This is a genomic window from Brevibacterium sp. MGP-B1, from assembly GCF_057766545.1.
Map to the genome: position 1 here is coordinate 2,626,685 of NZ_CM173407.1, position 19,587 is coordinate 2,646,271.

20 protein-coding genes are annotated in these 19,587 nt (G+C 65.0%); 8 read left to right on the top strand and 12 right to left on the bottom strand.

All coding sequences use genetic code 11. From position 1 onward, the window contains the following. The first annotated feature begins 36 nt into the window (after window positions 1-36). From AC3CD9_RS12010 to pspAB, 4 genes are all read left to right on the top strand, one after another. Window positions 37-786 carry a PspA/IM30 family protein gene (locus AC3CD9_RS12010; protein ID WP_101543641.1) on the top strand — a complete coding sequence of 250 codons (750 nt, stop codon included), beginning with the start codon at window positions 37-39 and terminating at the stop codon, window positions 784-786. Beyond that, window positions 783-1,067, top strand: coding sequence for a PspA-associated protein PspAA (pspAA, locus tag AC3CD9_RS12015; protein ID WP_488364079.1), 285 nt, complete (start codon window positions 783-785; stop codon window positions 1,065-1,067). Before AC3CD9_RS12010 ends, pspAA begins: the two co-directional genes overlap by 4 nt. A 79-nt stretch (window positions 1,068-1,146) precedes the next feature. Beyond that, window positions 1,147-2,058: a zinc metalloprotease HtpX gene (htpX, locus tag AC3CD9_RS12020; RefSeq protein ID WP_101543644.1), complete on the top strand. Its 912-nt coding sequence runs from the start codon at window positions 1,147-1,149 to the stop codon at window positions 2,056-2,058. Between the two features lie 47 nt (window positions 2,059-2,105). After that, window positions 2,106-2,705: a PspA-associated protein PspAB gene (gene pspAB, locus AC3CD9_RS12025; protein ID WP_488364080.1), complete on the top strand. Its 600-nt coding sequence runs from the start codon at window positions 2,106-2,108 to the stop codon at window positions 2,703-2,705. Window positions 2,706-2,795: 90 nt separating this feature from the next. Here pspAB and AC3CD9_RS12030 read toward each other — a convergent pair whose 3' ends face one another. The 3 genes from AC3CD9_RS12030 to AC3CD9_RS12040 all read right to left on the bottom strand — a co-directional run bounded on the left by AC3CD9_RS12030 (window position 2,796) and on the right by AC3CD9_RS12040 (window position 4,815). Then, window positions 2,796-3,014 (bottom strand): RNA-binding S4 domain-containing protein, encoded by a 219-nt coding sequence (locus AC3CD9_RS12030; protein WP_025780455.1) that lies wholly within the window; start codon window positions 3,012-3,014, stop codon window positions 2,796-2,798. After that, on the bottom strand, window positions 3,014-3,835 hold the full coding sequence (locus AC3CD9_RS12035; protein ID WP_101543648.1) for a hypothetical protein: 822 nt from the start codon (window positions 3,833-3,835) through the stop codon (window positions 3,014-3,016). Before AC3CD9_RS12035 ends, AC3CD9_RS12030 begins: the two co-directional genes overlap by 1 nt. 230 nt (window positions 3,836-4,065) lie before the next feature. Beyond that, window positions 4,066-4,815: a TSUP family transporter gene (locus AC3CD9_RS12040; protein WP_488364081.1), complete on the bottom strand. Its 750-nt coding sequence runs from the start codon at window positions 4,813-4,815 to the stop codon at window positions 4,066-4,068. A 76-nt stretch (window positions 4,816-4,891) separates the two neighbouring features. Between AC3CD9_RS12040 and AC3CD9_RS12045 the strand changes: the two genes are divergently transcribed. Further along, window positions 4,892-5,659, top strand: coding sequence for a DUF1707 SHOCT-like domain-containing protein (locus AC3CD9_RS12045; RefSeq protein WP_488364082.1), 768 nt, complete (start codon window positions 4,892-4,894; stop codon window positions 5,657-5,659). 87 nt (window positions 5,660-5,746) lie between these two features. Here the strand turns inward: AC3CD9_RS12045 and AC3CD9_RS12050 are convergent, their stop codons facing one another. The 6 genes from AC3CD9_RS12050 to AC3CD9_RS12075 all read right to left on the bottom strand — a co-directional run bounded on the left by AC3CD9_RS12050 (window position 5,747) and on the right by AC3CD9_RS12075 (window position 12,071). Continuing rightward, on the bottom strand, window positions 5,747-6,130 hold the full coding sequence (locus tag AC3CD9_RS12050) for a hypothetical protein (RefSeq protein WP_488364083.1): 384 nt from the start codon (window positions 6,128-6,130) through the stop codon (window positions 5,747-5,749). Between the two features lie 202 nt (window positions 6,131-6,332). After that, the gene (gene groL / locus AC3CD9_RS12055; RefSeq protein WP_039208485.1) at window positions 6,333-7,976 is read right to left on the bottom strand and encodes a chaperonin GroEL; all 1,644 of its coding nucleotides are present in this window, start codon (window positions 7,974-7,976) and stop codon (window positions 6,333-6,335) included. Window positions 7,977-8,758: 782 nt separating this feature from the next. Beyond that, window positions 8,759-8,962 (bottom strand): cold-shock protein, encoded by a 204-nt coding sequence (locus tag AC3CD9_RS12060; RefSeq protein ID WP_025780447.1) that lies wholly within the window; start codon window positions 8,960-8,962, stop codon window positions 8,759-8,761. Window positions 8,963-9,442: 480 nt separating this feature from the next. Continuing rightward, a complete protein-coding gene (locus AC3CD9_RS12065; protein WP_488364084.1) occupies window positions 9,443-10,006 on the bottom strand; it encodes a LytR C-terminal domain-containing protein in 564 nt (187 codons plus the stop codon). Between the two features lie 2 nt (window positions 10,007-10,008). Next, entirely contained in the window at window positions 10,009-10,275 is a 267-nt protein-coding gene (locus AC3CD9_RS12070; protein ID WP_025780444.1) for a DUF3263 domain-containing protein, read from the bottom strand. A 329-nt stretch (window positions 10,276-10,604) separates the two neighbouring features. Continuing rightward, window positions 10,605-12,071 (bottom strand): aldehyde dehydrogenase family protein, encoded by a 1,467-nt coding sequence (locus tag AC3CD9_RS12075; protein ID WP_488364085.1) that lies wholly within the window; start codon window positions 12,069-12,071, stop codon window positions 10,605-10,607. A 485-nt stretch (window positions 12,072-12,556) separates the two neighbouring features. Between AC3CD9_RS12075 and AC3CD9_RS12080 the strand changes: the two genes are divergently transcribed. Continuing rightward, entirely contained in the window at window positions 12,557-13,258 is a 702-nt protein-coding gene (locus AC3CD9_RS12080; protein WP_488364086.1) for a uracil-DNA glycosylase, read from the top strand. Between the two features lie 121 nt (window positions 13,259-13,379). Here the strand turns inward: AC3CD9_RS12080 and AC3CD9_RS12085 are convergent, their stop codons facing one another. Continuing rightward, window positions 13,380-15,287 carry a threonine/serine exporter family protein gene (locus tag AC3CD9_RS12085; protein WP_488364087.1) on the bottom strand — a complete coding sequence of 636 codons (1,908 nt, stop codon included), beginning with the start codon at window positions 15,285-15,287 and terminating at the stop codon, window positions 13,380-13,382. Beyond that, on the bottom strand, window positions 15,284-16,564 hold the full coding sequence (locus AC3CD9_RS12090; RefSeq protein WP_488364088.1) for an amidohydrolase: 1,281 nt from the start codon (window positions 16,562-16,564) through the stop codon (window positions 15,284-15,286). The genes AC3CD9_RS12085 and AC3CD9_RS12090 overlap by 4 nt, the downstream gene beginning before the upstream one ends. A gap of 285 nt (window positions 16,565-16,849) precedes the next feature. On the opposite strand from AC3CD9_RS12090, the gene AC3CD9_RS12095 reads away from it, so the two are divergent. Together AC3CD9_RS12095 and AC3CD9_RS12100 are read left to right on the top strand one after the other, a co-directional pair. Further along, the gene (locus AC3CD9_RS12095; protein ID WP_488364089.1) at window positions 16,850-17,788 is read left to right on the top strand and encodes an SGNH/GDSL hydrolase family protein; all 939 of its coding nucleotides are present in this window, start codon (window positions 16,850-16,852) and stop codon (window positions 17,786-17,788) included. After that, window positions 17,785-18,549, top strand: coding sequence for an alpha/beta hydrolase (locus tag AC3CD9_RS12100; protein ID WP_488364090.1), 765 nt, complete (start codon window positions 17,785-17,787; stop codon window positions 18,547-18,549). Before AC3CD9_RS12095 ends, AC3CD9_RS12100 begins: the two co-directional genes overlap by 4 nt. 112 nt (window positions 18,550-18,661) lie before the next feature. On the opposite strand, the gene AC3CD9_RS12105 is transcribed toward AC3CD9_RS12100, so the two are convergent. After that, window positions 18,662-19,582 carry a tryptophan 2,3-dioxygenase gene (locus AC3CD9_RS12105; protein WP_488364091.1) on the bottom strand — a complete coding sequence of 307 codons (921 nt, stop codon included), beginning with the start codon at window positions 19,580-19,582 and terminating at the stop codon, window positions 18,662-18,664. Between the last annotated feature and the right edge of the window lie 5 nt (window positions 19,583-19,587).

Here is a 19,587-nt window from a genome sequence, read left to right on the forward strand (position 1 = left end):
AGCGTCGGGTCAAACCAATGCAGGAGTCGACTACGGATGAGTATCTTCCAACGGATCGCGACGATCTTCGGTGCCAAGGCCAACAAAGCTCTGGACAAGGCCGAAAACCCCAACGAAACCCTTGACTATTCGTACCAGAAGCAGCTGGAGCTGCTGCAGAAGGTCCGTCGTGGTGTTGCCGATGTCGCCACCAGCCGCAAGCGCCTCGAGCTGCAGATCAACCAGCTCGAACAGCAGCAGAACAAGCTCTCCGGTCAGGCCGAGAAAGCCATGCAGATCGGTCGCGAAGACCTCGCTCGCGAGGCACTGACCCGCAAGTCGGGGCTGACCCAGCAGATCACCGACCTGCAGACCCAGCACGAAGGACTGCAGGGTGAGGAGCAGAAGCTCACTCTCGCCTCGCAGCGTCTCCAGGCCAAGGTCGACGCCTTCCGCACGAAGAAGGAGACGCTGAAGGCCACGTACAACGCTGCCGACGCACAGACCAAGATCGGCGAGGCGTTCTCGGGCATCTCGGAAGAGCTCGGTGACGTCGGACTCGCCGTCCAGCGCGCCGAAGACAAGACCGCGTCGCTGCAGGCGCGGGCCGGTGCCGTCGATGAGCTCCTCGCTTCAGGTGCCCTCGACGACGTCACGGGAACCCAGAAGGACGACATCACTGCCCAGCTCGACTCCCTCTCCAGCGAGAACGACGTCGAGATGGAACTCCAGCGGATGCGTGACTCCCTGCCTGCCGGGTCCGAGAAGCAGGACCAGAAGTCGCTCGAAGGTGAGGATCAGCAATGATCATCCGCATCATGGGCGAAGGACAGTTCGACGTCGAGAACGTCGACCAGGACCTGCTCCAGAAGTACGACAACCAGGTCGAAGATGCCGTCAACGCCGGCAACGAGGAAGCCGCCCGCACCGCGCTGAGCGCCCTCCACGACTACGTCACGGCCAACGGGCAGCCCGTCGCCGATGACTACCTCGGATCCTCCGATGTCGTCATCCCCTTCGTCGACGCCACCTTGGCCGAGATCGCCGAACTGCTCACCGGCGAGGGTTTCATCCCGGACCCGGCCTGAAACCACAGAGCACCGAAATGCACCCGGCCCATTGTCTTCGACAGTGGGCCGGTTCTGCCACTGCCAGAGAGGAACCCCGATGAAGAATCGCTTCGTCAAAGACAACGGACTGACCATGCGGATGGGATGGACGATCTTCCTCAACGGCCTCATCTATGTCGTCCTCATCCTCGCGATCTGGTGGATCTTCGGACAGAACATTCCCGGAGTCATCATCGCCGTCCTCATCAGCGCCGGCGCGTTCTTCTTCCAGTGGTACTTCTCCGACAAGATCGCCATGCGTGCCATGGGCGGACGGGAGGTCTCCCCCGAGGAGGCTCCGGAGCTGCATACGATCGTCGACCGACTCTGCCAGCTGGCCGATTCGACGAAACCCCGCGTGGCGGTCTCGAACTCTCCGATCCCCAATGCCTTCGCCACCGGCCGCTCCCCCGAGCGCTCGGTGGTGTGCGTGACCCGTGGTCTGCTCGAGAAGCTCGACCGTGATGAGGTCGAGGTCGTGCTCGCCCATGAGCTCTCACACGTCGCCCACCGCGATGTCACGGTGATGACCGTTGCCGGAGTCACCGGTGTCGTCGCCGCACTGATGATGCGCGCCGGTTACTACATGAGCTTCGGACGGTCGAACAACAATAACAACGGCATCCCGATCCAGCTGCTCTTCATCCTCGTCGGAGCAGTCGTCTACGGGCTCTCGTTCGTCCTCATCCGCGCCCTCTCCCGGTATCGCGAGTTGGCCGCCGACCGCGCCGCAGCCATCCTCACCGGTGCACCGTCCACACTGGCGTCGGCACTGACGAAGCTCAGCGGAGATATGGCCAAGATCCCGGAGAAGGACCTGCGGTCGTCCGCCTCGGCGAACCACCTCGCGCTCATCCCCGCCATCAGCGGGAAGGCCGCCTTCGGCCAGCTCTTCTCCACTCACCCCTCACTCGAGAAGCGACTGGAGCAGCTGGCCCAGATCTCCGCCCAGCTCTCCCGCCCCGAGTGAGCGCCCACCGCACCTTTTGAACTGCGCACCACCGACATAGGAGCTCCATGGGATTCTTCGACGCACTGCTCGGCCGGTCCAAACCGAAACGGGCCAACCTCGACGACCTCTTCGCCCTGCCGCCGGCGGCACTGACTCTGCAGGCCGCGACCGGCTTCACCCCCACCGGTGTCGGGGCCGTCGCCTTCCGTCAGGTCGAGGGAGCCGCGTTCCAATCCGCCGAGTCCGAAAGCGTCGCCCTCATCGGCTCCGACCCGGCCGCCTCGGTGAGGCAGGAGAACGACGGCTTCGGGTTCACGTGGCAGGTCGTGGCCGATGAGAACGCCGAGGTGGTCAACCTCGTCACGAACATCCACGCCGTGAACTCGGCGCTGGTCAATCAGGGCTTCGACACGATGCTGCTGTGCACAACCGTGTACTTCGTCCATCCCGATGGGCGTCGGATGGCGCTGGTCTACCAGTACAAGCGCGGAACCTTCTATCCGTTCGTGCAGTTGGGACCGAAGCAGCGGGACAATCCCCTGGAGATCCAGGTCAAAGGCATCCTCTCGAACGAGCTGCCGTTCGAAGAGGACACGTCGAACTGGTCGGCGCTGTGGGACGCCCCGGGCATGAAAGACACCCCGGGAGCTCCTGAACTGCAGTAGGCAGTTCAGCCGGAATAGAAAGCAGTTCAGTCCGAACAGACTGATGGAGGGCGTCCCCGCAGGGACGCCCTCCACTCATAACTGAAGCTGTCAGCCTTCTTCAGCAGCCACCTCGATGACTTCGCCGAGAGCTTCGATGCGGTCGCCGGGTCGGATCGTGGCACCGCGGCGGGTCTCGACCTCGCCGTTGACGCTGACCTCACCGTCGGCGATCATGTCCTTGGCCATGGCACCGTGTTCGGCGATTCCGTGGAGCTTGAGCAGCTGACCGAGCCTGATCGACTCGCCGCGGATCTCGATCGTGTCCATCAGAATATGTCTCCGAATCCGTCGAACAGGCCGCCGCCGTCACCGCCGTCGCCTCCGAAGAAGCCGCCGCCGTCACCGCCGCCCATGTCTCCGCCCATATCGCCACCGGCGTCGCCCATGTCGCCGCCGTATGCGCCGTCCCAGCCGCCGCCCATTCCGCCGAACATCATGGCACCCATGAGGACGCCGGGCAGCAGGCCGGAGCCGGCGTAGGAATTGAAGTAGCCGCGGTTGTATTCGGCGTAGGCCGGCCCGGCCTCCCAGTAAGCGCGACGGGTGTGTCCGTCACCGGTGACGACCTTGCGCACCAGCGGATCGGCGCCGACAGCGACGCGTTCGGCGTCGGCGGCGCACACGGGCACGGGGCGCAGCTGGCCGCCGGCCGGTGCCCAATCGATGTCTTCGACCGAGGGACCGTGCTGCGGGTTGAAGAAGCAGGGCGGACGGCGCACCGGCAGGGGTTTGCCTTCGACCCGGGCGCGAACGCATTTTGCGGCATAGCGGCCGTCTTCGAGCGCCTCGGTGACGTGGCGGATGTCAGTGGGTTCGGAGACCTTCTCGAGTGTCTCCTTGGCGACATCGTACGAGTCGAGCGCCTGCTTGTAGTCCTGCGCTCCGCCGGTGTCGAGGTCGACGCCAGCGGTGATGACGTCGAGTTCGGCGACTTCCTCACCGAATGCGGTGACGTCCTCTTCAGCGGTCTTCTTCACCTGCTGAAGTTCAGCGGCGTGCAATTCCCGCTGCCGCTTCTTCTCCTTGCGGTGACCGATGAAGAAAACGGCCCCGAGAACTACGAGCAGCAACAGAAATACTTCAGTCACGATCCATGCCTCCCAGGCTAGCTTTGTCCTCGAACAGTATGCCCGATGAAACTGGAAGACGTCTGAGCCTGTGCCCCACATCTGCTCAGTCCGCGGCCGTCGACGACGGCTCAGTCCCGGCGGTGGAAGACCGGTGCATGCAGGTCACGCGACGCCGTTGCGCGCGGGTCATCGAACACCGTCGCTCGCCCAGTGCGCCACCGCCTCAGACGGGCCAGTCCCCCGCCGCCTCAGACGAGGGCCACGAGACCTTTGACCAAGGCCGCAATCCCGCCTCCGAAAGCGAGGACGAGCATCCCGATCCGCGCTGCGCCCACGTCGATATGGCGGGAGAGCCAATCGCCTCCGGCGAGGCCCGCGACAAGGACGAGCCCGAGTCCGATCCAGACTCCGATCTCCAGATGCGGCCAGGTCCCTCCGTCGAGGATCACCTTCATCACCACCGCCGAGGCGGTCCCGACCACGAGGAAAGGCTGCAGGGTGGCCGCGAACGACCGCTGTTCCCAGTTCGTCAGCACAGCGTAGGCGCTCACCGCCGGTCCCCCGGCTCCTGCCGCGGCAGACATCGCCCCGGAGAAGAGACCGGCCGTCAGGCGTGTGCCGATGTTCGCGGGGATCGTCCGCCCCAGCTTCCCCAAGGTCAGCGAGCTGATGAGGGAGACGATGATGAGTGCGCCGATGAGGATCTGCAGCGGTGGAGTGGGCAACGATGACGACAGGAGTGCGCCGGGGATGGTGCCGATCACCGCGCCCAAGGCAAGATGTCGGAAAGGCGGCCATTCCACCTCGGCGAAGGTGCGGACGAAGACGGAGAATGAGGCGACGATTCCGCAGATGTTGACGAGGACGACGCCGCTGAACGGATCGAGGAGGAGGACAAGGAAGGGGCCGCTGACCAGGCCGAATCCCATCCCGGTGACGCGTTGGGACAAGGCGCCGAGGAACACTGCGAAGAGGATGAGCACGACGACGGGTTCCACTCGGTCGAGTTTAGTCCAGCCCGATTCCCGGCTGATCCTCAGTCTCACCGCTGATCGCGGGGTTAGAGTATTCACCATGAATGCCAGTCCCCTCTGGTCGCGGTTCAGCGCAGATCCCCGATCGTATGGGCAGGTCCGGGCCTCTGATGCCGATCGCGCGGTCGTCAGTGATGTCCTCTCGGAGGGGTATGCCCTCGGTCAGCTCGATGTGGAGGAATTCGATGAACGCACCGAGGCGGCTGCGAAGATCAAGACGCTCGGTGAAGTCCCAGCGCTGATCGAGGACCTCGTCCTCGCCGATCCAGCCGAGGTCGAACCTGGCAAGCTCGATGATGCGGGCCGCGCGCAGGCATTGGCTCGCCTCGAGGCGGACCGGGTGCCGATCACGCCGGAGCAGATCGATGCCGCGGCGCAGAAGTACTACCGGGACCGGGTGCGTCGTGCACTGCTCGGTGCTGTTGCGGGCCCGGTCGGGATCGTGCTGGCGATCTGGGCGATCACGTCGATCGCGCGCGGTGACTTCATCTTCTTCTGGCCGATCTTCGTCATCATTCCCACGTTGCTCGGCGGACTGGGACACATCGCACGCAAGGACGAGATCATCCGCAACCGGAAGAAGGAGCTCACTCGCCGGGCCCGGGCCCAGCTCGGTGATGCTGAGGCCAAACGACAGCTCGACGAGGGCGAGGCTCCCGAGCGGGATTATGAAGCGGACTTCGGCACGGGCCTGCAGCCGCCGCATCCGTCCCATCCGCCGTACTCTCCCGGACAGAACTCACGGCGGGAAGAGAGGGACCGGCGCCGGTCCCACCGCCGCCATAACCGCGACAATCCCTGGGACTGAGATTACGTTCCGAATCTTGCAGGGTCTGGGCCTCTTCAGGCCCGGAAGCTCCGTTTCCTACTCAGACCGGGCACGTCCGGAACCGTCTCAGACTTGGAAGATCCGGACCTGGCCGAACTCCTGTGCTTTGTGCGTGGTGAACCACATGGTGTGCGAGAAGTGCCGCAGGTCGTCGCCGTCAGCCTCGGCCTGCCAGTATCCCCACGCGGCCGCGGCCTTGCCGTGGGTGATCGCGGCTTCGAGGTGGCCGACCTCGTGAGAATGGCCGGACAATTTCAACAGCGCTTCGACGACGGCTTCCCGACCCGTGTGGGTTTCAACGTCGGAAGGGTGGACGATCTGCAGCACGCAATCGTCGGCGATCACCTCGTTGAGTGCTTCTCTGTCGCCGTTGAAGAGATTCTCCTCGAACGTCGCAACGTAGACGTTCTTCGGACTGTTTCCGCAGGCATCGGTTCCGGTGAAAGTCATGGGCCCAGCCTATGCGGGGCGAGGTTGCGGAACAACGGGTCGGCGGGCCGCCTCGGCGATGATGGTCGCCGACGCACGACGGGCGGACACTTCCGCGTGAACGATCTGACCGTCGGGCCGGGACCCGAGAGTCCGGGCACGAAAACGGCCGTGCCGGCACCCTTGCGGGCACCGGCACGGCCGATCGAACAAGCGGTGGCTATCAGAAGCCCATGCCGCCCATTCCACCCATTCCGTCCATACCGGCAGCTGCGTCTGCACCTGCGGCGGCCTTTTCGGGCTTGTCGGCGACGACCGACTCGGTGGTGAGGAACAGACCGGCGATCGAGGCGGCGTTCTGCAGAGCAGAGCGGGTCACCTTGACCGGGTCGTTGATGCCGGCGGCCAGCAGGTCCTCGTACTCACCGGTTGCGGCGTTGAGACCGAATCCGGCTTCGAGGTTGGCGACCTTGTCGGCAACCACACCGGCTTCGAGGCCGGCGTTCGTCGCGATCTGCTTCAGCGGGGCTTCGATGGCAACCTTGACGATGTTGGCACCGGTGGCCTCGTCTCCCTCGAGTGCGAGGTCGGCGAATGCGGCCTTGCCAGCCTGGATGAGCGAGACGCCGCCACCGGCGACGATTCCCTCTTCCACAGCAGCCTTGGCGTTGCGCACGGCATCTTCGATGCGGTGCTTGGTTTCCTTGAGCTCAACCTCGGTGGCGGCTCCGGCCTTGATGACTGCAACACCGCCGGCCAGCTTGGCCAGACGTTCCTGCAGCTTCTCACGGTCGTAGTCGGAGTCCGAGTTCTCGATCTCGGCGCGGATCTGAGCGACCCGTCCGGCGATCTCCTCGGCGTCTCCGGCGCCCTCGACGATGGTGGTCTCGTCCTTGGTGATGACGACCTTGCGGGCGGTGCCCAGCAGATCGGTGGTCACGCTGTCGAGCTTGAGCCCGACTTCCTCGGACACGACCTGGCCACCGGTGAGGATGGCGATGTCGGCCAGCTGCGCCTTACGACGGTCACCGAAGCCCGGAGCCTTGACGGCCACGGACTTGAAGGTGCCCTTGAGCTTGTTCAGCACCAGGACGGCCAGGGCTTCGCCCTCGACGTCTTCGGCGATGATGAACAGCGGCTTGTTGGACTGCTGGACCTTCTCGAGGACGGGCAGCAGGTCCTTCACGTTCGAGATCTTGGAGTTGACGATGAGGATGTAGGGATCCTCAAGGACAGCTTCCTGGCGGTCGGTGTCGGTCACGAAGTAACCGGAGATGTAGCCCTTGTCGAAGCGCATACCCTCGGTCAGTTCGAGCTCGAGTCCGAAGGTGTTGGACTCCTCGACGGTGACGACACCTTCCTTGCCGACCTTGTCGATGGCCTCGGCGATCAGTTCACCGATTGCGGGATCTCCGGCGGAGATGCCAGCGGTAGCGGCGATCTGTTCCTTGGTCTCGATGTCGATGGCGTTGTTCAGCAGGACGTTCGTGACGGCCTCAACGGCCTTCTCGATGCCGCGCTTGAGGCTGAGCGGATCAGCACCGGCTGCCACGTTGCGCAGGCCTTCGCGGACGAGAGCCTGTGCGAGCACGGTAGCGGTGGTGGTTCCGTCGCCTGCGACGTCGTCAGTCTTCTTGGCGACTTCCTTGACGAGCTCGGCGCCGATCTTCTCGTAGGGGTCCTCGAGTTCGATCTCCTTGGCAATGGAGACGCCATCGTTGGTGATGGTCGGTGCGCCCCACTGCTTTTCGAGCACGACATTGCGACCGCGGGGTCCAAGGGTCACCTTGACCGCGTCCGCAAGCTGGTTGAGGCCAGCTTCGAGTCCTCGACGAGCTTCTTCGTCGAATGCAATCATCTTTGCCATAGTGGCTTAGATCCTCCCTGATGGAGTGGAGTGGGAATCCAGAGCAGTCATCAACGCCCGCGACGGCAGAGAGTGTGTCCGCATGTTCCATTCCACATATGGACCACGCTCTCGAGACGACTGGTGGGAACCCATCGGTTTTCACCAGTACTAGATTTAGCACTCTCCCCATGCGAGTGCAAATGTTTGTCGCCCGCCAAGATGGGCGAGGGCAGTTCAGATCCGCGAGTTGTCGGCGCGCGATGGAGGCGCAGCGGGCAGTTCGGCCCAGCGCGAAACGGTTGGCGCAGGTGGCGCGCCCGGGGTGGTGCGGGCCTCAGACCCGGCCCTCGGCTCGCGCCCCAAGCTTGCGAACGGACTCCGCCCGCGACCCGCAGGTCGACTCCAGAGGCTTCCCCGTCCGCACTTTCGGTATTCGGTAATGCCTACTCTGAAAAGCACACCGAGGAAAGTGAGCATTACGAAACACGGTGGTCAATTACGCTGATTGATCCACGACCAGCAAGTGGCAGGCATCAAATCGTCACGTTCCAGAGGCCACTCCCGCGCGAGCACTCCGCTCCGCAGACACTCCGCGGGAGGGCACTCCCGCGAGCACTCCTCCCGCAGACACTCCCCTGCAGGCACTCCACCCGCGGGCCAACTACCGCCCGCGGGCACTGAAAAGCGCCGAGCAGTTGCCTGCTCGGCGCTTCCCCCGTGCGGTTGGTGCCGGTCGATCCGAAAGCCGTTCCGACGTCCCGCCGCAGCGGATCAGAAAACTGTGCTGACAGCAGTCAGTCTCAGAGGAGGGTGACGGACTCCGCCTGAGGACCCTTTTGTCCTTCTCCAACTTCGAACTGAACCTGCTGGCCCTCTTCGAGAGAGCGGTAGCCGTCCATCTGGATTGCGCTCCAGTGAACGAACACGTCCTGGTTATCGCCTTCGAGGGTGATGAATCCATAGCCCTTTTCAGCGTTGAACCACTTGACGGTACCTTGTGCCATTACTTCTCCATACAGTGCAGTGCCATTGAAATCCCGCATCGCAGCCGCGATCAGATGACCTCACCCGAGATACGGAAGCTAGTAAAACTCAACTGACCCCGCGACTTCTCTCATTGACCTCTAGAGAATAATCTCGGTGAAGCACGAATAGAACACAAGGTGCTGTGCTTGCCTAGCTGTTGCAACTCTACCGCAGGCGCGCATTCCACCTAGAGCGGTTCAATACTGTTATAGATTCGTTACCTAAGGGTTTCTGCCCTGTTCACAGCGGGGATCGCGGCGAATGGAATCAGACCGTTCGGTCAGGAATTCGCCGAGGTGGCCGACCCTCCTATGACCCGACCACAGCCGAGCAGTCCCGCCGTGTCATGCCCTCATCGCCGAGGCGACCGAGGCCGAACCGATCCCGCCGTCTGATGCTCTCACCGCCGCCGAGGCGACTCACTCAGTCGCGCTGCCGCGCCGCCGAATCGCCTCGGATCACTCCGAACCCCCGCCTCCGCTGGGCTCAGGTCCGCGATCGGCGATGTCCGAACAGATGACGACCGTGACGTCGGCTTCGAAGTCGGACGAGGCTTCCGTGGCAGAGACCCCCAGCGACTTCGCGACGAGCTTGGCCTGGGACGCGTTCTCTTCGCCGTTGTAGTACACGGTCGAATCAGAGAGGTTCGTCGAGTAGTTGCCGACCTGGCCGAGCTTCCAGCCCTTTTCTTCGACCGCCTCGGAGAACTTCTTCGCAGCACCGGAGACGCCGGAGCCGTTGAGCACGTCGACGGTGATCGAGTCGTCTGCGACGCTGACTTCGCTCTCACTCGGCGAGGGTTCGGCCGACGACGATTCGGAGGCCGGAGGGTCGGCGATCTTCGACTCGGGGTTGCCCATCGAGGAGAAGATGATGTTGATGGCGGCCACGACCAGCAGGACGGCGACCAGGGCGAGGATGATGACCAGCGAGATGGCCCCGATGTTCGACGACGCCGCGGACTCCTGTCGATGGGCACCGCTGCGCCGGCCGGGCTCGATCTCGTCGAATTCGTCGGTCATGTCTACCTCGAGACGCGGGCTTGGGCGCGTTCGCTCTGCCGCGTGCTGCGGATTCGGCGAAGGCGCTTGACCAGCATGGGGTCGCTGGCCAGAGCTGCAGGGTTGTCGAGAAGCGAGTTGAGGATCTGGAAGTAGCTGGTGGCTGACATGTCGAAACGCTCACGGATCGCGTGGTCCTTGGCGCCTCCGTATTTCCACCACCGCCGCTCGAACTCCAAAACGGCCACCTCGAGCTCGCTCAGTTCTGAGGTGTCGTCGTTCGGCGGCATAGAGGTTGTGCTCCTTCGAGAGGTGTCTGTGCTTCTATCCTATCGCCGGATCGGCGGTACCGAAATTTTCGGCGCGCCGTCGCGGATGTGAGGTCGGTCCCGACCGGGGCACGGCTCGCGGGACGACAGCTCGCACATGCCCGGCGGCTGCTGCGCCCGCAAGCGCATCACCCCGCCGCAGGTCATCGGAATGATGCCGACTGCGACGGGGTGAAGGGAACGACCTTCGCCGAGGCGGGGCCGCCTCGGCGAACCGGGTGACCCGATCTCGGGGATCGGATCGACCCCACATTCGACCGCGAGGACAGACCCGCCTCGGCGGGATCGGATCAGCGGATGCGGATGTTGACCTGCTTGATCTGGGTGAAGCCTTCGAGCATGCCCTCGAGCGAGGCCTCGCGGCCGAAGCCGGAGGTCTTCATGCCGCCGTAGGACTGGCCGGCCAGCTGGCCGCCGCCCTGGTTGACCTGGACCCAGCCGGATTCGATCCGGTTGGCCATGGTCAGGGCCGCGTCGACGTCCTTGGTGAAGACGAAGGCCGCGAGACCGAAGTCGGAGTCGTTGGCCATGTCGATGACCTCGTCGATGTCCCTCCACGGAATGACCGAGAGGACGGGGCCGAAGATCTCTTCACGGCTGGTCTGCCAGTCGTTCTTCGCCTTCGAGAAGATCACGGGCGCGTGGTAGAAGCCGGGTTCGCCGACTTCCAGCGAATCGGAGCCGTCGTAGGCGATCTCGACGCCGTCCATCGACTTGCCCATCTCGATGTAGCTGGCGACCTGGTCGTACTGCTTCTCGTTGATGATGCAGCCGATGTCGGTGGACTCATCGCGGGGGTCGCCGACCTTCATCTTCGACACCGCGTCGACGAGCTTGGACAGGAAGTCGTCGTAGATGTCCTCGTGGAGGAACAGACGCGAACCCATGGTGCACGACTGGCCCTGGCGGGCGAAGCGGGTCGACAGCAGCACCTGCTCGAGGGTGTCGTCGTCGTTCGAGTCCGGGAAGATGATGTTCGGGGACTTGCCGCCGAGCTCCATCGACGAATGCGCGAGACGACCGCCGGCTACCTCGGCGACGTGACGGCCGACGCTCGTCGATCCGGTGAACGAGACCTTGTCGACGTCGGGGTGGACGTTGAGGGCCTCACCGATGACCGAGCCCTTGCCGGTGACGACGTTGAGCACACCGGCAGGGAGGATGTCGGCGATGATCTCGGCCATCTTGAGAATCGTCAGCGGTGCATCCTCGGCGCATTTGAGGACGATCGTGTTGCCGGCGGCGATCGCGGCTGGGGTCTTGAAGGCGGCGATCATCAGCGGCGAGTTCCAGGGCAGGATGCCGGCGACGACACCCAGCGGCACGCGCTTGGTGTACTGGAGCTGCTTGTCTCCGGCGGGCAGGGTGTTGCCCTTGACCTCACCGGCGACGCCGCCCATGTAGCGGAACAGGTCGGCCAGGGTGATCGTCTCCGGGCGAGCCTGGGTGCGGATCGCGTTGCCGGTGTCGAGAGCGGTCAGCTGGGCGAGCTCCTCCGAGGCGGCTTCGAGCGCATCGGCACAGGCCAGAAGCTTCTTCTGGCGTTCCTTGAACGGCAGGGACGCCCACTCGGGGAAGGCTTTCCGTGCGGCTTTGACGGCGCGGTCGGCGTCGGCCTCTTTGCCGTTGGGCACCTTGGCGATGACGACGTTGCGGTCGATCGGGGTGATGACATCGGTGGTGTCGCCGTCAGCGGCGTCGACCCACTGACCGCCGATGAGCATCTTCCAGTTCTTGGCCTCTGGGAATTCCGACATTTCGGTCCTTTCGTTCAACGATGAACTCCTTAGGCCGAGCATAACGCGTGGCGCTGAACGGCAATACACCGGTTCGATAGGCGATCGCGCACACCCGATCTGCGCTCCGTGCACATGCACGCAGGTCGATTCCCACCCTCGCCGAGGCGGTGCCGACGTTATCGTCCGCCTCCCCCGAGGTGGTGCTGACGTTATCGTCTGCCGTCGCCGAGGCGGTGCCCGGGTTCGCAACGCTCGCCCTTCCCTCGTCTGCGCGGTGGATGGCGGATTGTTGGGTCGATCCACGGTGATATCAGTGAGGAAACCACCGTGGATCGACCCAACAATGACGTCCGTGGCGTCTTCCCGCCCCCGCTTCCCTCCGCTCGCGACAGCGCCGCCGTTCCTGCTCCGCCCATTCTTTGGCAGCTGACGCCCATTCCTTGGCAGCTGACACCACTGTGCCAGCGCGACCTCGTCCGCCGAGCATCGATACACTCGTGCCCATGACGTCGACGCCTCCGCTGACCGAGATCATGTCCCCCGATTGGGCGAACGCCCTGGCCGGAGTGGAAGAGCGCATCCACTCGATGGGCAGCTTCCTCCGCGATGAGATCGCCGCCGGTCGCGCCTACCTGCCTTCCGGGGACTTCGTGTTCCGCGCCTTCGCCGAACCGCTGTCCGAGGTCAAGGTCCTCATCGTCGGCCAGGACCCCTATCCGACGCCCGGCCACGCCATCGGCCTGTCATTCGCCGTCGACCCCGATGTCCGCCCCCTGCCGCGGTCGCTGGGCAACATCTATAAGGAGCTCGAGTCCGACCTCGGGATTCCGCCGGCCGCGCACGGGGACCTGCGTGCCTGGTCGCGCCAGGGAGTCATGCTGCTCAACCGGGCGCTGACCGTCTCCCCCGGCGAACCCGCATCCCACCGCGGCAAAGGCTGGGAGGAGATCACGGAACGGGCGATCACCGCGCTGATCGAACGCGATCAGCCGCTTGTCGCGATCCTCTGGGGCCGCGACGCCCGGAACCTCGCTCCCCTGCTGACATCAGGAACCGCCGAGGTGGCCATCATCGAATCCGCACATCCCTCACCTCTGTCGGCACGGCGGGGATTCTTCGGCTCCCGACCGTTCTCGCGCACGAATGAATTGCTCGCGCAGAAGGGCATCGACCCGATCGATTGGGCCCTGCCGAATCAGGTCTGAACTCGGCTCAGGCCCGCAAGATAGGGCATGATCCCGGATCCGATGAGCCCGGATCAGGTCTGAGTCCGGATCAGATCTGAACTCGGGTCAGGTCTGAGTCCGGGTCCGATCTGAGCCCGGATCAGATCTGAATCGGACCGGTCTCGGTCTCCTCTGAGGATCCCGTTCCTCCGGCCCCACTCGGCTGAGGCTTCGCTGCTCCGGTCTCGGTCGACTGCGCCTTCGCTCCTCCGGGCCCACTCGACTGCGTCTTCGCGCCTCCCGGCTGCACCGAGTCGATGACGGCGGTCGAGGTTTCGCCGCTGCGCACCTCTTCGACCTTCTCCTCGGCCGAACTCTGGCTTTTGAGGTTCTTCAGCGGCAGCGCCAGATAGCTCCCGAGCACAGCGCCGACGGCCAGGGCCGCATTCGCCAGGATCGCAGTGAACAGTGAGGACAGGCCCACAGCGAACGTGACATTCTCCGAATCCGAAGCGATCTGATAGACGGCGGTGAAGATCGACAGCCCCTGCAGCAGGGTGTAGATGCCGGGAATCATGAGCACGATCGCCGGGGCCCCCAGCCTCAGCGCGAGCGGCCGCGACAGGAAACCGGTGACGGTGGCAGCCAGCAGACTGGCGAGCACATTGTCGATCTCCAGCAGCGTCAGCGACATCATCGTGATGTGCGAGGCGAGGCCGACGAGCGCCGCAGGCAGGATGAACCGGCGCCTGGCCGACATCGCCACAGCGCCGGCCATCGACACCACGGCCGCCGCGACCATCGACAGGATCGCCGTGACCACATGCGGACTCGTCTTCGGCACGAGCACTTCGATATGGCTGAGCCCGATGGCCTGACCGCACACGATGCCCAAGGCGATGCCGGAGACGATGCCGGCCAGAGTCATGAACACCCCGACGACCCGTCCGGCCGCGGTCAGCGGGAAGTTCGTCAGCGCGTCCTGAACCGCCGAGTACAGCGACTGGGTCGGCAGCAGCAGCACGATTCCGGCAGCCACAAGGTACTGCGGAGAGCTGATGATGCCGACGTCGCCGGCGATGGTGGCGATGAGCGTCGCCGAGGCGGCCTGCAGAGCGGTGATGAAGAACGACGGCAGGTGGGTGCGTCCGAGCAGCTTGCCGAACTGGAACACGACGATGGCCATCGTGATGCCCAGGGGAATCGCGACCGGGCCTCCCCCGAGCAGCAGGACGAGGGCACCGACCATGAAACCCCAGGCTCCGGTGGTGAACCATTCGGGGAACGGTCGCCGCTGCGTGCGAATCGCGTCGAGACGACTGCGTGCCTCATGGAATTCCAAACGCCCGTCGACGAGGTCGGTGACGAGCTTGTGCACCGAGGCGAGCTTCGCGAAATGCGTGGACTCACCGCGGTTGACCCGCATCACCGTCAGCAGACGCCCGTCCGAAGTCGAATAGTGCACGACGAGAGTGTTCGATGTCAGATCGACCTCGACGGTGGCCAGACCGCACGCCGTGCACGCGGCGATGACGGAGACCTCGACATCGCTGGTGCCGGCACCGGCACGCATCATCATCGCCGCGATATCGGCGGCGAGGTCGAGGATCATCCGGGCTTCGTCTTCGCTCGGCTCATTCGCCTGGACGGGCGCCTGGTACGGGGTGCCCTTGAGCGCGGTGACGATCGGCACCGGCTGCGTGTTCTCCGTCGTACCGGAGACGAGTTTGCCCACGGTGCGCCGGGCGACCTTCTGGGCGATGCGCTGAGACGCACCGAGGTGGTCGGTGCGGGACTTCGACCGCCCGCCGCCGCGCTCGGCCTTCGCCGCCTTCGCCGCGGCGGCCCTAGCGAGATCTTCGGGCTGGGGTTCCGGTGAGGAGTCCCTCAGTTCGGCAAGTCGCTGCAGGCGGGTGCGTTCGAGGAGTTCGCGCAGGGCCTGGGATCCGGCCTCCGGATTGCCGCCGGAGGCCGGGGCCGGGGACGAACCGCGGACAGGGCCCGGCTCAGCCGGATCCTCGACCCGAACCTCGGTGGTGGTGGCGTCTTCGAGTTCTCTGTCGCTCACGGCTCGCTGATGAGTGTCGGGCCGAGCGGGTCGGCGATGTGCGCGGTTCCTGAGGCGGCGTCGTAGTCGAAGACGCGACGGCCGGAGACGAAGACGGTCTCGGCGCGGGACCCCAGATCGAGCGGATCGCCGGACCAGATGACGATATCGGCGTCACGGCCCACAGCCAAGGAACCGAGGCGGTCGTCGAGGCCGAAGATCGCAGCCGGATTGATCGTCAGCGCTTCGATCGCGACGACCGGGTCGAGTCCTTCCTTCACGGCCAGGGAGGCTTCGTGGATGAGGAAGTTGATCGGGATGACCGGATGGTCGGTGGTCAGCGCGATGCGCACACCCGCCTCGGCGAGGGAGGCCGCGGTGGCCAGGGTGCGGTCGCGCAGTTCGACCTTCGACCGAGATGTCATCAGGGGTCCGAGGATGACGTCGATGCCCTTGGCGGCGATGAAATCGGCGATCTTGTGGCCCTCGGTCCCGTGGTTGATGACGAGGCGGTAGCCGAATTCCTCGGACAGGCGGATGGCAGTGGCGATATCGTCGGCGCGGTGGCAGTGCTGGTCCCATGCGAGCTTGCCGTCGAGGACGTCGGCCAGGGTCTCCTTGACCAGGTCACGGTCGAACGGGGTGCCGTCGGCTTCCGCTTGCGCACGTTTGGCCTGGTAGTTCCGCGCTTCGACGAAGGCGTCGCGGATGATCTTGACGGTGCCCATCCTCGTCGATGGGGTGACCTTCTTCTCCCCGTACACGCGTTTCGGGTTCTCACCGAGTGCGGACTTCACGGACAGATCCTGTGTCACGAGCATTTCGTCGACGATCCGACCCCAGGTCTTGAGGAAGGCGGTGCGACCGCCGATGGGATTGCCGGAACCGGGTTTGATGAGCGCCGAGGTGACACCCCCACGCAGGGCATCCTTGAATCCGAGATCGGTGGGGTCGATGCTGTCGAGCGCGCGCAGGCCCGCACCGTTGGGATCGGTCATCTCGTTCGTATCGTCACCGGACCAGCCTTCACCGTCCTCATGCACGCCGAGGTGGCCGTGGGCTTCGATGAAACCGGGCAGGACCCAGCGTCCACCGGCATCGATGACCTCGGTGTCCGCTGTGAGGGATGAGTTGTCAACGGAGCCGGGGGCCACCTCGGTGATGCGTCCGTCTCTGACCGTCAGCGTGCCGGATTCGATCGTCTCGGCACGGTTCCCGGACGCATCGGCCACGGGCACGATCCGCGCGTTCGTGATGATGAAATCTGTGGCTGCGGGGACCGGGACTGACCGATACATTCTGCTCCTAGCGAGGGGGTCGGCGACGACGTCTGGCTGCGGTGTCGAGTCTACGCCACTCGAGGTTTCGGCTGGGTGACCTCGGGGCCGTTCGTCGCGTTGGCGGGAGGCCTCCGACGGGGCGAGTTCCCGCCCTCGCCCCGCCCAATTGCTACCTGACGGCGGCCCAGCAACCTCGCGCGAGGTTGCTGGGCCGCCGTCAGGTAGCAATTGGGGGCGGACGGGTCCCCGCGTCGGGTCCGGCGTATAGTCTGGATGAATCGCACGAAGAGAGAAGGATCCCTGATGCTTGAGCCGATCACCTCATACGTCGCAATCGGAGACTCGTTCAGTGAGGGTCTGATGGATCGCGACCCGCGGGTCGAGGATCGGTACCGCGGCTGGACGGACCGGCTCGCGCTCATGCTCACCGAATCGTCGGTGGGCAGTCCGGACCTGTCCTATGCCAATCTGGCCATCCGGGGGCGGCTGCTCGACCGCATCGTCGACGACCAGGTGCCGCAGGTCCTCGAGATGAAGCCGGACCTCGTGAGCCTGTGCGCCGGCGGCAATGACTGCCTGCGCCCGAAGGCCGATATCGATGCCCTGGCCGCGAAGTTCGAACGCGCCGTGATCGCGATGCGTGAGGCCGGTATCGAGGTGCTCATGTGCAATGGCTTCGATACCGAGTTCAGCACCCCGCTCATCCGTGCGGTGCGTCCGCGCGTGGGAATCTACAACGCCCACCTGTGGTCGATCGCGCAGCGGCACGGCTGCCATATGGTCGACCTGTGGGGGCTGCGTTCGCTCTACGCCGCGGAGATGTGGGCCGACGATCGCATCCATCTGTCGACGAAGGGCCACCATCTCGTCGCCGAGCAAGCTCTGGCAACCCTGGAGAGCGGCCGCTCCCTGCCGGTGAAGGGCTTCGGTGTTCCTGCCCGTCCGACGCGGGCGATCCGCGAGGTGATGAGTGAGGAGTCGCGGTGGGCCCGGGAGTACCTGGCCCCGTGGGTCGGTCGCCGGCTGCGCGGGCAGTCCTCAGGTGACACTCTGGACCCGAAGCTGGCGGAGCTCACCCGCGTCCGCGACCTCGTCGAACGCTCGCGCGAGGTCGACCGTGCCCGGGAGAACGGTGAGACAGGCGCCGCCGGCGAAGCGGGCGCTGCCGACCGGACCGGCTCGGGCGAAGCTCACGCAGGTGAAGCCGGTGAGGTGAACGCACCTCGGGGTTCCGAAGGATGAGCGTCGAGTCCGTGCGCATTCCCGAATTCTCCGCCGCCGGGACCGACGTGGCTCCGTCCTTCCGGCACGCCTACGGGGAGGCCCCCGAGCAGTTCGTCGAGGTCTATGGTGACCCGGCGACCGCCTCGGCGACAGTCATCTTCGTCCACGGAGGCTACTTCCGCCCCCGCACCGATCTGTCCCATGCCCGACCGTTGGCTCGGGCGCTGGCCGAGTCGGGAGTGCTCGTCGCCTCCGTCGAGTATCGACGCCTCGGCGGTCAGCCGCTCCTGCTCGACGATGTCACCGCGGCCATCGAATCGGTGTGCGCCGAACTGCCGCGCTGGGGTGTGAGCGAACGAGCACAGGGCAATCTCATCGTCTCGGGCCATTCGGCCGGTGGCTGCCTCGTCCTCGCCTGGGCTTCGCACCTGCCCGACGAGGGACCGCGGATCCGTCTGCGCCCACTGGCACCGGTGACCGATCTGCTGCGGGAAGTCGAGGGCCACCTCGGCGATGGAGCAGTCCTTGACTATATGGGTGTGCGTCCCGAGGACGGTCTGGAAGCCTACCTGCGCCACGATCCGCGCTCACGGGCCGCCCTCATCCCGGCTCGCGTCGACGTGCATTCGATCCACGGGGATGCCGATGCCACCGTCGACGTCGAATTCTCCCGTGTCTTCCCCGCCGCCCTGACCGAACTGCCGGGGGCGAACCATGCCGATGTCATCGACCCCGACTCCCCGTTCTTCCCGCAGGTGAAGAGCCTGCTGCTCGGCTGAGGAACCTGCCGCTCAGCCGAAGAGCCTGCCGCTCGGCCGAGGGCCGGCTCCACAGCAGAAGAGCCGCCCCGGTGAAGGCCTCGGCGGCTCCGCCTGCCCTCGAGCAGGCGCCTCAGACCCCTTCGGGGCTGATTCCGGGGCCGTTCTCGATTCCGGTGCGGATGTCGAAGAGTTCTGGAAAGAACGTGAGATCGAGCGCTTTCTGCAGGAATCCGACTCCGCTCGAACCGCCTGTTCCGCGTTTCATGCCGATGATCCGCAACACGGTGCGCATGTGCCGGTAGCGCCAGATCTGGAAGTTCTCCTCGAGGTCGACGAGCTCTTCGCAGCTCTCGTATTCCTGCCAGTACTTCTGCGGGTTCTCGTAGATGATGCGGAAGACATCGCACAGTTCCTCGTCGAAGGTGTGGGCGACCGATTTGTCTCGGTCGAGGAGCCGCTGCGGCACCGGAAGACCGCGCCGGGCCAGGCAGGCGAGGAACTCGTCGTAGATGCTCGGTTCCTCGAGGTACTGTTCCAGGGCCGCACGCGCCTCGGGTTCACCGTCGAAGACCGGGAGCATGGCCCGATTCTTGTTGCCGAGCAGGAACTCCACGGCCCGATACTGCCAGGACTGGAAGCCGGAGGCACGGCCGAGCTGATCGCGGAAGCCGACATATTCGCTCGGCGTCAGCGTGGCGAGGACAGACCACTGCTCGGTCAGGGTCTTCTGGATGTGTTTGACGCGGGCGATGCGCTTGAGCGCGGTCTGCAGCTCATCGGCGGCGATGAGTCGCCGGGCGTCGAGGAGTTCGTGGATGACGAGCCGGAACCACAGCTCCGTGGTCTGGTGCTGGATGATGAAGAGCAGCTCATCGTGGTGTTCGGGACTGCTGACTGGATGCTGGGCTCCGAGGAGCCGGTCGAGGTCGAGATACGACCCGTAGGTCATCGACTCCCTGAGGTCGGTATGGACCCCGGCTTCGAGGTCGCGTTCGTTCTTCTCGGCCGTCGTCCGAGCGTCGCTGCTCGGGTCATGGTTGGTGTCGGTCATGACCT